We start from the raw sequence: 13,990 nt of genomic DNA, 5'->3' as shown, positions 1-13,990 counted from the left end.
ATAACTGTGCTTCGTCATTATTTGATCCTCCAATTTACTTCCTTAATTATACTAAATCAGAGTCTCTATTTAACTTGTACACTTTTTATTCTAGGCCCATAGGCAGGGTTCATACATAATTTATACTTGCACTCGACCCAACGTAATTGCCTGAGGAAATTAACGTTCAACTTACAATTACGTTCATAAGATTGCACAAATAACTTGTCTGTAATATCGTAGACATGTATCAAATGCATTATCCACACGTGGTCAAGGATATAATCGCTAAGTGCTAGTTTCATAATACTAGCACTTACATAAAAAAAGCCCGCATCAACCAAATTGGCTGATACGGGCTTTCGCTTACTTAATTCGAATCTTATCTCCCGGATGAATCATAGTGCTGGCGGTAGCACCGTTTAACTTGGTCAGCTTACCGACCGTCATACCATTTGAGTTGGCAATCGCCCACCATGAATCGCCGGACTTGACCTTGTAGTACGTCTTAGCAACACCACTTTTTACATAGGCCAGAGTGTTTGACTTCGGGCCGGTTGCCAGATAGCCATAACCACCGGATCGTGGTTGCCGGACCCAGCGGTAACCGCCTTGGATAATGGCGCGGTCAGTCTTAACCGTACTACCGGCTGGTAGTACTGTAATGACGCCCGCTGCTGTAGAAGCTGACTTACGTAGCTTGACTGCAGTCTTAAGAGTGTACGTCTTTGTTTCCTTAACCCACTTTGGCCCGGTAGCGGTTGGCTTAGGCTTTGGAACAGGTTTGCTTTCGGTTACCGTCTTGGTAGCCTTGGCATACTTATCCCACGTCGATGTATCACCATAAAATACATCTAGATCAAGTCCTGACGTCCATCCAGTTAAATAACCATTGCTCGTGTACTGGAACATGACCGCAGTTTCCCAATTCTTAAGCGAACCGTACAAGTCACGCGGCGTGTAACCGGTCACAGGTTTGTAGTTATTGTATTGAGCAATCCAAAGTCCGTAATTTGACTTGACTACAGACGACCAATCAAGCGTATTCTCACAACTCAATCCCGTATACAATACTGCGCGTACACCAGTCTTCTTATAAATATAATCAAGCCATTGTTTAGCTAATCTAACTCCATTTTGATTTTGAATACTTGATCCTTTTGTATTTTCAAAATCCAGTACTAACATGGCCTCACCAATATACTTCTTAATCGTCGTCAGATAATAATCGGCCTGTTTTTTAACACTCGAGTCATTACGAATGAAATGATAAATACCTAGCTTCTTATTTGAGGCAACCGTCTGCTTAACATGCTTACTAAATTCAGGGTTAATATAATTAGTACCCTCAGTCGCTTTCACTAATACAAAGTCCCCTGGAACTTTACCCACATTCATATCAGCTTGATAACTGGCAACGTCAAATCCATGTAATACCATCTATTTAGCACCTCCATCAAGCGCATGCAATAGTGACTTAATAAACTCGTTCCCACCCACGCTAACAGCACCAGCAACGACACCATCTACTAAACCCACGGTTGGTTGAACATCGCCAGCGAACAAGCTGAACACCGCTCCAATCAACGCACCAATTAAGATTGCCGCAACCGGCAAGTATTTATTGTTCAGCGGCGTTTGCTTAATCCCCCATACGATGGCAAACGTTCCCAGCGCGATCAATACAATGGTGCCGCTATTTACTAACTGAATTAGTTGCTCCACTACCTATCATCTCTCTTTCTATAGTAATCGACTATTTCTTGTAACTCTTTGTTCTTCCTACGGAGTTCTTCATTCTCCTGCTTAAGCCCTTTATCGTCGCTGTTTGCGGTTTTCCAGACTGTCGCCACTTGAGTCAGGATTGCAACAAGGACTGAACCCACCGTGGTTATCAAAGCTACCGCAACAGCGTCACTCATACCTAGTCATCTCCCATAACAATCTCAAAAATCGTGGATGCTAATACAAAGAATGCATACATACTCTCAAAGCTGACATACCTTTGAATAGCAAAATCATGCAACCCAAACGCGACCATAAAAAATAGCCATGCAAAGGTTAGCAACCCCGTCATGACCGGCTTATAATATGAAAAGTTTACATTCCAAAGTGAGTAGACTAGCGCAAACGTACCAATGACAGCCAATATGAAAATTACTGGCGGATCATCAAAAATATCGAGTAGGCTAGGTCGTGGTGGCTCAAAGACGAAAGTGTTTTGCTTGATTAAAAAATAAACGCCGAGACCGTACGTCTCTAGCGCTTTCCATAACCAAAATCTATTATGTTTTAAGTGATAAAGCACATTCAATCACCCCTATTCTGTCATCCAACTCACAATGCCGCCAACATAATCAGTTGACTCAAAGTTATTATCTGCAGGACTTTCAAATTTTAATTCACCGTAGCCTGTAACTGTCAGTGAAAAGGTCCGCCCCTCAGTTCCTCTTAATGAAATCGGAATCTGTTGCAAAGGTGAAAAACCAGAGGGCAGTCTAGTGGCCACGCTTTTTAGCGATAGTCCAGTTAGTGCTACTCGTAAAGTTACTAGCTTCCCAAATTTTCTAATACTTGTTTTTCCAATTGTCGATTGATTAGCGAACCCATTAATAAGTGTTAAGTCAATCCAGCCAGTGTCAGTAATATCAGCGTTAATCGCTTTAAAGTTTTCATTAGCGACTCGATCCCAACCGGCTTGTCCATAATCAATGTTGGTGATGTTAGCCATTATCAACACCACCGTTCACTGATGATAAAAAGGTTAGAAATACTGGTGTTACAACATTTCTAGCCCCCCCCGACAATTTCTAATTCAGCTTTAATTTTCATTACTATTCCTCCGTTTTCGCAGCGCCAACTAGTTCATCATACTGATCAGCAGTCATCATGCCGCCAAGCTTTAATGTTTTGAGATCATCTTTCGTATAAAGCCCCATCGTGTAGTACTGTTTGATATAGTCAAAAAACATTAGTTAGTTCCTCCATTCTGTGCAAGTGCCAACATTGTTTGCGCATTAAACTTATCCTGAGCTGCCTTATTTTGTGCAATTTGCAAAGCCAATGCAGCATTAGCTTTGTCCTGTGCCGATGGTTCCGGCTTAGATACAGGATGAGCTGCTAACCATACCTCTTTATCGGTGCCAACCCATGTCTCCCCATTCCAAGTAATCGGTTCATACAGCCCGTTTCGGGGTGCTACCGAAGTTGCATTTGACGGCATCGGCGTTGGCAGTTCATCTTGATAGAACTCGCTGTGATTGAGCTCTTTTTTTTCGTCCCAATAGTACAAAATAGCCATCTTATACATCCTTTCCTAAATAAGTGATCCCTGCAAAATTCAAACTAGTTCCACATGCTAAGTCTTTTGCCACAAACAAACCGCCCGTCTTAATTGTGACGGGAAAAGCACCTTTATTAGTGACATCCTGACATAACGCGGTAATCCCTCCATCGGCACCAAGTAGTTCATCTGGCATAGATAGAATCTTTGTGTCAGCAGGAATGGTTCCCGTGGAGATAATCCCCGAAGTTAAATGCACTACACCGTTGACCCTGCGTGCAAGTGGTGCATTCTCTGCCTGGTATAAGCCTTTGATTGCGCCCACCATTGTTAGTCGTACTAACCCAGTATCTTGGTTTAATGCGTTAAAGTTTGAATTTGCAGTTTTATCCCACCCGGCTTGACCGTGTGTGATTTCAGTTAAATTGACTGCCATATTGAGCTTCCTTTCTATATTAAAAGGCCGCCCAACATGGACGACCTAATACATTACTGTTGTGCTGATCAATACCCCGCCTGATGGTGCGCTTTGCGCCGTACCTTGGTAAGTATCGAAGTAGACATTTGGCCCGCTAGCGCTCAGCCAGAGAGTGGCATGATACGAATCATCGCCAAACGGGATACCTTGTACGTTCTCGAGCGCTGACTGTACCGACGTTGGCAAAGTAATGATTTTCGAACGCGAACTAAAACCGGTTAAGCCAGCATGAATCGATAATAAATGGAGTTCTTCGCCATTAGCAGTCAGCGTAACAAAACGGTACATAGGCACATTATTTGGCTTACTATCAGTGACCTTAGCACCGTTAACTAAGCCAACACCTTCCGTTTGCCAACCAGTGTCAGATACCTGTGCCATATCTTCAATGGCCGGCCGCCAGTCAGTGGCTTTATCGCCTAATTCAACCTGAATGTGGTTCTCTCTCAGATTGGTATTACGGTATGAAACCTGCAGCTTACCAACCGCATCCGTCGTAACCGTTAGCGGAGCCGTATCTTTAACACCATTAACACCCGATTCCGGACGAAAACCCACCGGACCTGCGAAACAGTCTTGTGCGTCGTCTAAGTCAGTTCGTGCCGGAATTGTCGTTGAAACGGTATACACAGTATTCGGTTTTAATTGCAAGATAACCGAAGGCATTTTAAGCACGGATTCTTCAAACTTATTAGCGTTAAAGTTAGCCATGCTAAAGTAGTTACGCCCACCAACAACTGTATTGGCCAGAGTTTCAAAGTTCTTATTAGCAACTCGGTCCCAGCCAGCTTGGCCAGGGTCAATCGTAGTGATGTTAGCCATGGTTAACACCACCATCCACGTATGATAAAGGGGTTAAAAATGCTGTTAAACTAGCATTTTTGCCCCCCCCGACAAATTCTAATGTAGTTCTAATTTTCATTGCTATTCCTCCCGTTTAAATTTCGCATTCAAACACTGAATACCGATTGTTGCTGGTTCCGAAATCAGGTACAGCCACTCACCGTCACTGGCTACGCTCACAGTGAAGCTACTCGTATCAAAATCAGGCAACGCCGTTTCGATTTGTTTCGGAACCAGCTTAGGAATCATTACTTCACCATTTTCTTTTAAATCAACGCTTAAGGTGAACTCCGTCATCAGCGGTACCCCAGCATAAGCGGTTGTTTGCGCAATTCCGGCGCCGTTGTAGTAACCCCAGGCTCTAAAATGCGGAAAGTCATTCACGTTAAGCATTGAGATGTCCACTGCGAAGCTACGATCATCCAAGCTTGCTGGCAAATTGCTATCCGTATACTCTTTTGCCGCGGTTAGAGCTTGGCTATCACCAGTGTCCGCATACGATTTGGCTTGCTTTAATGTGTTGTCGACGTATTGTCGTGTTGCTAATCCATCAGTTGCCATCTCGATAATAACGGCATCGATTTGACCGACCGCCATTGTTACGGTCGTTTTAAATTCCATTAGGACTTTATCACTAAAATCCGGCATGTATTCTGGCTGGTCTGCAATGATAACACTATAGAGAATTTCATCCGCACCAGTCTCCTGTGCATACACGCCAATCGCATTAACTTCGTATCCGGCTGACAAGTCTTGATTTGTAAAATACAGTTCTGCCGTAATCAGAGTATGATCATGTGTGACTACACTATCACCTTGTGTAATAAGCCCTTCTTGTTTCTCAATAGGCAGCGCTGATAAAGGCCTAATCTTATCGGTCGTCAATTTTTCAGCTGTAGTCGTTGTACGAGTCAGTTTGAACGTCGTTTTTCCTGCATAAGCGCTACTGGCCAACGCTAGGCCAGCTGTGGTCAATACTGAGTCTTTATACTTCGCCATTATCCAACCCCCTTATAGTCAATTGGCGTTGCACCCACAAAGGCCGTTACCTTTGCATGCGTTGCAAAACCTACCTTTAAAACATGTTTGCTATCTGTATTACCCTGTTTACTAATTTGATAGGCTAAGTTACTGGGTAAGTAGGTATTCATTAAGAACTTAAGTTGTACCACTTGGCTTGGTGTCAACGCCCCCACGGTGCTTAACGTCTTCACAACACAACTAACCGAGTCAACAACAATATCGGCTGGTATCTTGAGCGCATTCACCAGTTGTCGAAAATAGCCGAGCGTGATTGCCTGCGGTGGTAGCACTCGCAACAAGATATTTGTCCGCCGCGTCTCCAGGGGTGTATGGGGATCAACATCCATGCCAAGTTCCGCCTCAAATACAGATAACCCCGTACTATCAGCCTGCGTTACAAATTGGTTCATCAATAAGCGTCCCAATTCATCGGTCCGGCCATCGAATAATTTCTGCTCAGTTTGCATTAGTAAATCAGTTTCGAGAACATTATCATAGTAATCTGGTAAATAATCGGCTAGTTTAACCATTGAGCGTCACCATCCCAACTACCGGCAGTTGTGAGACCGAATTCGTAAAGACCAGGTCAACATCAGCGTCCTTGCCGTTTAACTTAGGCATTGACGCGTTGACCACCCCTTCAACTTTTAAAATCTCGCTTAGGATTTGAGCTCGATAAAGCGTTAATTTATAGCCGCGTCCCGTTGCAGTATTCACGTCGTCCCAATCCTGTCGTCGTTTCTGGAAGTAATCCGCAATTCCTGCCTCAACTTGGGCTTGTACTGCCTTGATTGTAATTTGTGAATCAACCTCGACTGTAGTGGTCACGTCAACGCTTAACTCTGTTGGCGCGACCACTGTCACCTTATGCCCAATTGGCGCTAGTCCATAGCCTTGCCCCGTCACCTCATCAGGATCAATCGAGTTCTTAACGGTAGCTAGTAGTTCTTTACTAGCTGCTCGCAAATCATTATCCAGAATCACCAATTTAACAGTACCGCCACCTTGCCACGCCGGATAAACCTGCCCGGCGCCCACGTCATCAATTTTCGATAAGATAGCCACATAGTCCGCTACGTTCCCACCGTATGCATTGTAGGTGTCCGGTGACAGCAAACGTTCCCTCAAATGGTCATCCGTTTCCGCGTCACGAGCTGGCACCGGTACATCCGTAATTTCCGCCCAAGAAAGCGAATCGTTTGGTGTGACTGGCAAGATTTGACCCCGATAGCCATTAGACCCACTCCCAGCGGTTTCAGCAGTCAACAACGCTGACCCTTCACCAGTGAGTTCCGTTACCTGATAGAAAATAGGCTCATCACCCAAGCTCGCAAACCGGTCACCTACGACCACGCTAGTGACTGGTTGCCCGTCTGAATCAGTAAACTTAGCGCTAACTTGTGTGGCAGTAGCCGTTTGCCGGGCTGTGCCTTTTTCGGCTGCACGATAGTCTAAAAATTCGCCTTGAGCGGTGGCTGTGTATGTTTGCCGAACGACGGTGGCCAAACTCATTGAGGACTCAGCCAAGGCCATACAGGCTGGTCCTAATGCATCATAGATAATTGAGCCCTCCCGTTTATCAACCGTGTCCGGTACGTTCGCAAGCGCTTTGTCCATATAGTAGTCAAAGTCCTGCGCCTCGATTTGTTCAATTAATTGTTCCGGATTCACCCATGTTCACCTCCGTCTCAATCGGTACATCGCCATGAACCGTGCTAACAGTCGCAGTCACGGTTAGCGTGTTTGCATCGGTACGCTCAATCGTATCCACTTGCACTTCACCGACTCGGTCATCCGCTTCCAGTGCCTCAGTCAGCATCCGTTCAACTTCTACTTGTGCGTAATCAAAGTCTTTACCCAGCAATTCCTCAAAATCGTTGCCGTACTGGTCCGAATAAATTGGAAACACGAACCGTTCTGTCCGCATAATCTTATCAATGGCTTGCACCATGGCATCCAAGTCATCCGTCATGCCGATAATGCGACCGTTTGTAACCTTGTAAGTTCTTGAAGTTAGGGTAACCTCCTGAACCTCGTCTTCAATCACGTCCAATGAATCTTCATCAGTCGTTGTATCCGTAACTAAGTTCTCATCATCCACTTTTATCACCTCACAATTTGTCGAACACGTAAAAAGTCTGGCCACCATCGCCACGAATCATCGCAACGTGATCACCAGACCGCAGTCCGTTCTTAATTTTTACTTTCTTATCCGAGCCATCTATTTTAATGGTCGTTTCATAGTCGCTAACGGCACGCCCTAGCGTTAAGAAACTGCTCGTAAGAATCATACTATTTGAATACTGAATCTGGAGTGGCGCAGTGCTGACCACGGTACCATAAACCACGTCAGCGTAGTCAGCATCTTTGCCACCCTTGCTTTTAAGCTGGCTCAATAACCATTGTCCTGCCATTACTTGTTCACCACCATTTCAACCTCACAAGTGTAATCCTTGCCAAAATGGTGGGTCGCTTTCGTAATCAAATGCGAGGAAGTTCCCAGACCGATGTCCTTCAGACTCTTAATCTGAATATACGCCGCATTGCCCGCCACCAAACTAATGTCACCTAACACTGTCAGTTTCAGGGTCCGTTTTTGAATGTTTTTCTCTTTCAAAAGTTGACGGGCCTGGGCTTTCATTTGCGCGACGTTAGCCTTTTCCTTGGCTTTTTCAACCTTCTGCAGACGGCCCCAGTTGTCTATATTATGCGGGCTACCAGCCGTGACAGTTGTGTAATGCGTGTCCTTAGCACTCTTCCCCGTTGCAGTAGCGGTACTCTTTTGTCCCTTGGTTTCATCTTCACGAACAACCCGAACGACCGTGGCTGCGTCATCAATGCTACGTTCATACTCAAACTTAGTCATGAGGGATTGGTCACCCAAGATAATCGTCAAACTACGGTAAGGTGCTCTACGCAACTCCACCGTGTCATAATTTGCGATCACAAAGTATTTTTGGCCGTTTGCTTTTGTCGTTATTTCGATAGCCGACTTCAGCATGTCAAAGTAGGTCTTACTATCACAAACTTCAGCGGCAACCTTGTGACTTGAGTTATTAACAACACGATGTTTAATCTCAGCCATTCGGCAAACTTTATCAAAACGTTGTGAGACGGTCGTGACCGGCCAGACAATTGCGTCTTCGTTTTTAAGATAACGGAGTTTGTCGTAAGCCGTAACACTAAACTTTTCGTTCGTATATTTGAAATCAAAAATATAACCGTAAAAGGTTTTGACCCCATCCCAACTCATTTTTACGATGTCACCATTACGAGGCGTAAAACCTTCGTCAACTTCCACGATGTCAAAGGTCAGCTCACCAGCGCTGTAATTAAGGTCCGTCGTCCACTGTACCGTATCATCCACAACTAGTTCACGAATATCCCAGACCACCATTCCGCCGCCACGGTGCTGAACTGTAAAGCTTGTAATCGCCATGCTCACACCGCCTTAACTGCAGACTTTTTAACCCAACCGCGCCAACCGCCGTTGAGCAAGGTGACGTGATAAGGACACGCACGTCCCGGTGCAATAAAGTTCACCTTGCGAACAGCATTGTGTTCCGTTACGCCAGGAGCCCGACCGTAGCTATCAAGGTGCAGCCGACCATTCACAATCACCTTGGACCCCCGCCCAATTTTCTTAGGCGGTTTCGATCGTCCCTTACCCTTTTTAGCAACCTTTTTCTTGGTGATTTTCATCTTTCTTGCCTTGTACGTTCTATACTCCGTCAAGCTCAGTGTATACGTGTACTCATCCGAATTTGCATTCTTAAACCCGTACGTAAACTTGGCAATCGTCATTTTTAGTGAAATCTTTGAACCGGACAAAACTAATCGTACCGGCTTTCTAGACTTTTGAATTTTAAGGATCCGGTCAATGTACTTTTGAGCTGAACTAAGCGGCTTGGTAGCCGTCACATAGTTCACACCCGCCGTTTTGACTGGCAGAATGCTTTCAATCTCAACAGTTCGAAGTTTTTTCTCGCCTAGAACATTGACTTCCCCCAGCTTGACAACCGTCTCCGTAGCATCGTCCGTCTCACTACTGATTTGAATCTCCTCGGGGTTAACCGGTAATTCAAACGTGGAATTCTTACTATCCGTCAGATAAATACCGACATGTTTTGCCATCTTGCGCCCCCTAACTCATCGATTTTCCGTTTAAGTGTTTCAAGTAGTCTTCAGCAGCCCGAACAATAGCTTCACCGTCCATTTGAGCATTACCACTACTTACAAGTTGGATGGCACCACTTTGAACCTGAACAACGACGTTAGATTCATCATTACCATAATTGGTATTAGTAGTGGTAGTGCTCTTACCTTCTCCGTACGGTGAGGATAAAGGTAAGTCGCTAGCCATCCTGCCATTGACACCAATTGAATTACTTCCCAAACCATCAATCGCTTTAGACACTCGATTAATCATGACTAGCGCTCGTCCAAAGCCGTCAGCCAAAACATCACCGGCATTATTACCTGCAAGTGATCCTGCCACTAAATTTGGTAATGTTGCGCTCATACCGCTAGCAGCGTTAACCACGCCTTGAGCCATCGCACTAGAAGCACTAGCAGCGCCTCCTGCATCACGATTCAATCCATTAATCAGCCCTTGGTCTACCCAACGTCCATACTGATTAAATAGTTTTGACGGCGAACCGATATGCAATACTGACTTAGCTGCTTTAACAACACTTCCAGCAACGTTCTTAACTGTGCTTACTGCTGTACTAATCATGCTTTTAATCCCGTTTACAAGTCCCTGAATCAAATCCTTACCAACACTGACTAGCGCACTACCAAAACTCTTAGCCGTACTAACTGCAGTAGAAATGCCATCAGAAACTGCTGAGATGACATTCTTCATCGCACCCACAATGGCACTAACTAGCATGGTTCCAGCCGTGATGAAAGCTGTGACTAATACCATAACGCCAGCTGCCGCCAAAATTAATCCAGCTGCCACCGCTGCTAATCCAGCCGCCACAATGATTAATCCAGCCCCAAGGACAATTGCGGCAGCGCCAAGTAAAAGAATACCAGCTGCTGCCACAATTGCTAATGGCGCCACTAACATCAATCCCACTCCTAATACAATCATACCGGCACCGGCAATCAATCCGACGACTGCAATAATCATCAAAGCAGCACTCATCATCAAAAGTCCAACCGCCGCAACCAAACTAAAGGCTGCAACCAACGGAACTGCGACTGCTAGCATCAGCATGCCGACTGCCGCAATTAAGACGGTTGCTGCAACAATCGCCATCGCAACCCCAAATAACAATGCACCAATCGCGGCTACGGCAAAGCCAACACCAACAACCAGCAGTGCGGCACCAAGTAGGATTAAACCAACTGCTGCCACAATTGCACCCAGGCCGAACACTGCAATGGCGCCAGCTAACGCTAATATATTAATGGCGGCTGTCAGCCCGTATTGAGCAATTAGCGGAAGTTGCGTTGCAAGAATGGCTAATCCAGCAGCGGCAACAAATACCGCCACACCGATAATTAGTAACGCAGCTCCAAAAATAACGAAGCCCACTGCACCCGCAATCATCGCCGGACCAATCAGTGCAACAACAGCTGCCAAGGCTGCAATACCAATCACCATGCCCGCAAACACAGCTACCGCAGGCCAGCCAGCCGCTACTAATGAAGTAGTTGCATCGACCATTAACCACATGCCTGCACCAGCAAGTAAAATAGCCCCACCCACTAGTAACAACGAGGCGCCTAGTTTAATAAATCCGGCCGCACCCGCACTGGCGCTCGAGCCAATCTTAGAAATAGCTCCGCCACTACCCAAACTCTTTATGCCACGGCTTAATCCAGTAAAGGCACTGTCCAGTTTGCCTAACGTCTTAATAGTAACTAAACCAATTGCCAAAACACCTAGTGCCTTAGCTAATGCATTCAAGGTACCCGAATCTAACTTACTAAGTGCAGTCAGTCCAGCTACAACTGCCGTTAAAATTAATCCTTTAGTCCCAGCTTTAAGCGCAACAAACGCTGCCCCTAATACTTTAAGAGAACTAGGGTCTAAATCACCAATCACATCGGAAATTGCCGTGATTGCATTTGCAGCTCCCTTTAGCGCGCCACCAGTTATACTACCCAATGTTTTAAACGCCGCAAAAGGATCTTTTGTCCCCATACTAGACAGCTTACCAATAACACTGCCAATGGTTTCCTTAATTGAAGAAAATGCGGCTCCCATTGATGAAATTGCACCGCTATCACTGAATGATTTAAAAAAGGCTCTAACTGCCTTTCCCGCCGTCTTCAATCCATTAACCACACCAGTAACCATAGGCGTAATCTTGTCAGCAATCGTATCAAACTTAACTTTGCCAAGACTGTCAGTTAATTCACTAATAGCCTTAATTCCAACCTTGCCAACTTTATCAAATGCCGGTTGTAAATTATTGGCCAAAGTTTCTTTTAAACCATCCATCGCTTGACCAACAGTTTTATACTGTGTGGCCATTTTACTAAAGTTCTTATTCGTACCAGTCTTAGCAATCGCATTAAAGAAATCATCCGTTTTAACTTTACCCGCTTGAACATCCTTAACCAATTGCCCAGTACTCTTATGCATGGTTTTCGCAACCATTGCCATACCAGCGGGCGTCTGCTCGAGCATTAGTTTAAAGTCAGCCCATTGAATCTGTGGCTTAGCTGCTGCTTGGGTTGCTTGTTGACTTAACGTCTTCATTGCTTGTTGCGGGTCCGCTGAGGCAGCGGCTAAGCCTCCAAATCCCTTAACCAGTTGACCGGTATTCTTGGTTCCAACGGCCGCCAATTGACTATAAGTTGAAGCCATATCAGAGGCAGAATAAATCGTTTGTTGAGCATATTTTTGGAGTGAGCCTCGGGTTTTATTGATTTGTCCTTGGCTTTGACCAATCATACTCATATTGCCATTAAAAGTCTGCCAGGCTTTACTAGAATCGTTTAATTCAGTCATCATTGACCCAATTCCTGATGTGGCCATCCCGACTCCCTTAGAAATTCCTGAGCCGATCAAGTTAGCACCCAACATTTGCTTGAAAATCCCGCCAGTTTGTTGGGCAGATTTATTCACAGAACCAAACGGGTTACCATTCATGGCAGACTTAAACTGGCTAAAACGACTTTGTCCCGCCTGAAGTCCTGAATTTAACTTACTAAGTGGTCCTGAAAAGCCATCTAGAATCTTAATCGTTGCACTTACGGTCGACACACTTCTGCCTCCTTTCCTATGTACACTAGAAAGCTAATGCCTCCTAGCTTTACGCTTAGCATCCTTCTCTTGCCGTTTCTCTTCCTTAACACGGATTTGAATTCCAGCAATAATCAGGGCTTTTTCACGCGTTGTAAAACTAATCCATTGTGCTGGCGTCCAGTGATACTCATTCATTACGTAGAAGTAGTAATTAAAATCATTTCCCTGGCCCGCCTCGACTAGTTTTTTACTTCTTCAGTTAAATCTTCCAAGTTATCTTGATTAATCCCAGATAACTTCATGACTTCACCGCTAAGGTCCGTCATTTCACCCACTTTGAGCATTTCCTTAAGTAATCCCACGGGGTCAGCTAAGCACCCGTAACTCTTTTGAAGTTCTTCATTGTCCAGCGGCGGAAAAACAACTGATTCAGTGACCATCAATTCGCCAAATTTTTCCTGATCTTGCGTCTTTTCCACTTGACCAGTAGCCGGATTCTTATGCCGAGTAGTTGCCTTTTTCCGTAGTACGTCAATTTCCTTATTTGTAATTTCCCGAATCACAAACGGTTCTTTAAACCGTTTAAATAGGACTTCTTGCGTCGCCGGTTCATAATCAACGTTCTGCTTTAAGAACCCTGCTACGCTACGTTGTTGCTTTACTTCTTCACTCATTACTTACTCCTCCTACAAATCAAATCCATCAAAAGCGTGAATTAGTTCTACGCCTTCAAAGGTAAAGTCTGATTCCCATTGCATAACATCGTCATCCGCCTCAAAGTCGGCAAACGGGACGTCATCAAGGTTAACGTCCGTAAAGTGCAAAGTCTGTGTCCCAGCAGCACTCGTTGGGTCATTAATGGTCATGGTAACTTCAAAATACAGGTCCTTGCCGCCTTTAATGTATGGCAAAGCATACTTGGACCAGTTGGAACTAATCAAATAGCCGCCAAGTGTCCCCGTACCTTCAACGCTCGTAACCTTCTTGTGTTTCCAACGTGAGCCCAAGGTTTGAACGTCTTCCTTGTTTTTTTCTAATTTAGCGCTAAACTTATTCGCCTCAATTAGCGGAATGACTTTGCCGTCAATTGTGATGTAAATCTTGGCGTCTTTTGTAGAAATTGTGTCTCGCCCATTTAAGAAAGAACCAATTGTCGTTGTTTCAGCCATGTTTT

18 protein-coding genes are annotated in these 13,990 nt (G+C 45.0%); all 18 read right to left on the bottom strand.

What is annotated here, in order from left to right:
• Positions 1-345 precede the first annotated feature (345 nt).
• Positions 346-1,419 carry a GH25 family lysozyme gene (locus tag FFM82_RS11035; protein WP_137645866.1) on the bottom strand — a complete coding sequence of 358 codons (1,074 nt, stop codon included), beginning with the start codon at positions 1,417-1,419 and terminating at the stop codon, positions 346-348.
• Positions 1,420-1,704, bottom strand: coding sequence for a holin (locus FFM82_RS11030; RefSeq protein ID WP_137645865.1), 285 nt, complete (start codon positions 1,702-1,704; stop codon positions 1,420-1,422). It abuts the gene before it with no gap.
• Between the two features lie 199 nt (positions 1,705-1,903).
• Entirely contained in the window at positions 1,904-2,287 is a 384-nt protein-coding gene (locus FFM82_RS11025) for a hypothetical protein (protein ID WP_137645864.1), read from the bottom strand.
• Positions 2,288-2,299: 12 nt separating this feature from the next.
• A complete protein-coding gene (locus FFM82_RS11020) occupies positions 2,300-2,710 on the bottom strand; it encodes a hypothetical protein (RefSeq protein WP_137645863.1) in 411 nt (136 codons plus the stop codon).
• A 103-nt stretch (positions 2,711-2,813) separates the two neighbouring features.
• Positions 2,814-2,951: an XkdX family protein gene (locus FFM82_RS11015; protein ID WP_137645862.1), complete on the bottom strand. Its 138-nt coding sequence runs from the start codon at positions 2,949-2,951 to the stop codon at positions 2,814-2,816.
• The gene (locus tag FFM82_RS11010; RefSeq protein WP_137645861.1) at positions 2,951-3,280 is read right to left on the bottom strand and encodes a hypothetical protein; all 330 of its coding nucleotides are present in this window, start codon (positions 3,278-3,280) and stop codon (positions 2,951-2,953) included. Before FFM82_RS11010 ends, FFM82_RS11015 begins: the two co-directional genes overlap by 1 nt.
• Position 3,281: 1 nt before the next feature.
• Positions 3,282-3,698, bottom strand: coding sequence for a hypothetical protein (locus FFM82_RS11005; RefSeq protein WP_137645860.1), 417 nt, complete (start codon positions 3,696-3,698; stop codon positions 3,282-3,284).
• 45 nt (positions 3,699-3,743) lie between these two features.
• Positions 3,744-4,562 (bottom strand): hypothetical protein, encoded by an 819-nt coding sequence (locus tag FFM82_RS11000; RefSeq protein ID WP_137645859.1) that lies wholly within the window; start codon positions 4,560-4,562, stop codon positions 3,744-3,746.
• Between the two features lie 102 nt (positions 4,563-4,664).
• Positions 4,665-5,582 (bottom strand): hypothetical protein, encoded by a 918-nt coding sequence (locus FFM82_RS10995; protein WP_137645858.1) that lies wholly within the window; start codon positions 5,580-5,582, stop codon positions 4,665-4,667.
• Positions 5,582-6,136: a putative phage tail protein gene (locus FFM82_RS10990; protein WP_137645857.1), complete on the bottom strand. Its 555-nt coding sequence runs from the start codon at positions 6,134-6,136 to the stop codon at positions 5,582-5,584. Before FFM82_RS10990 ends, FFM82_RS10995 begins: the two co-directional genes overlap by 1 nt.
• Positions 6,129-7,277, bottom strand: coding sequence for a baseplate J/gp47 family protein (locus FFM82_RS10985; protein ID WP_137645856.1), 1,149 nt, complete (start codon positions 7,275-7,277; stop codon positions 6,129-6,131). The genes FFM82_RS10990 and FFM82_RS10985 overlap by 8 nt, the downstream gene beginning before the upstream one ends.
• A complete protein-coding gene (locus FFM82_RS10980) occupies positions 7,255-7,707 on the bottom strand; it encodes a DUF2634 domain-containing protein (RefSeq protein ID WP_225425688.1) in 453 nt (150 codons plus the stop codon). The genes FFM82_RS10985 and FFM82_RS10980 overlap by 23 nt, the downstream gene beginning before the upstream one ends.
• Positions 7,708-7,717: 10 nt before the next feature.
• Positions 7,718-8,020 carry a DUF2577 domain-containing protein gene (locus tag FFM82_RS10975; RefSeq protein WP_137645854.1) on the bottom strand — a complete coding sequence of 101 codons (303 nt, stop codon included), beginning with the start codon at positions 8,018-8,020 and terminating at the stop codon, positions 7,718-7,720.
• Positions 8,020-9,045 carry an XkdQ/YqbQ family protein gene (locus FFM82_RS10970; RefSeq protein ID WP_137645853.1) on the bottom strand — a complete coding sequence of 342 codons (1,026 nt, stop codon included), beginning with the start codon at positions 9,043-9,045 and terminating at the stop codon, positions 8,020-8,022. The genes FFM82_RS10975 and FFM82_RS10970 overlap by 1 nt, the downstream gene beginning before the upstream one ends.
• A 2-nt stretch (positions 9,046-9,047) precedes the next feature.
• On the bottom strand, positions 9,048-9,740 hold the full coding sequence (locus FFM82_RS10965) for a phage baseplate protein (RefSeq protein WP_137645852.1): 693 nt from the start codon (positions 9,738-9,740) through the stop codon (positions 9,048-9,050).
• Positions 9,741-9,750: 10 nt separating this feature from the next.
• Complete coding sequence (locus FFM82_RS10960) at positions 9,751-12,834, bottom strand: tape measure protein (protein WP_137645851.1); 3,084 nt, start codon at positions 12,832-12,834, stop codon at positions 9,751-9,753.
• Between the two features lie 221 nt (positions 12,835-13,055).
• Positions 13,056-13,490, bottom strand: coding sequence for a phage tail assembly chaperone (locus FFM82_RS10955; protein ID WP_137645850.1), 435 nt, complete (start codon positions 13,488-13,490; stop codon positions 13,056-13,058).
• Between the two features lie 12 nt (positions 13,491-13,502).
• The gene (locus FFM82_RS10950; RefSeq protein ID WP_137645849.1) at positions 13,503-13,985 is read right to left on the bottom strand and encodes a phage tail tube protein; all 483 of its coding nucleotides are present in this window, start codon (positions 13,983-13,985) and stop codon (positions 13,503-13,505) included.
• Positions 13,986-13,990 lie beyond the last annotated feature (5 nt).

It is taken from the genome of Lactiplantibacillus plajomi, from assembly GCF_005405405.1.
Taxonomy (GTDB): domain Bacteria; phylum Bacillota; class Bacilli; order Lactobacillales; family Lactobacillaceae; genus Lactiplantibacillus; species Lactiplantibacillus plajomi.
This window is presented reverse-complemented; position numbering and strand designations above follow the sequence as displayed.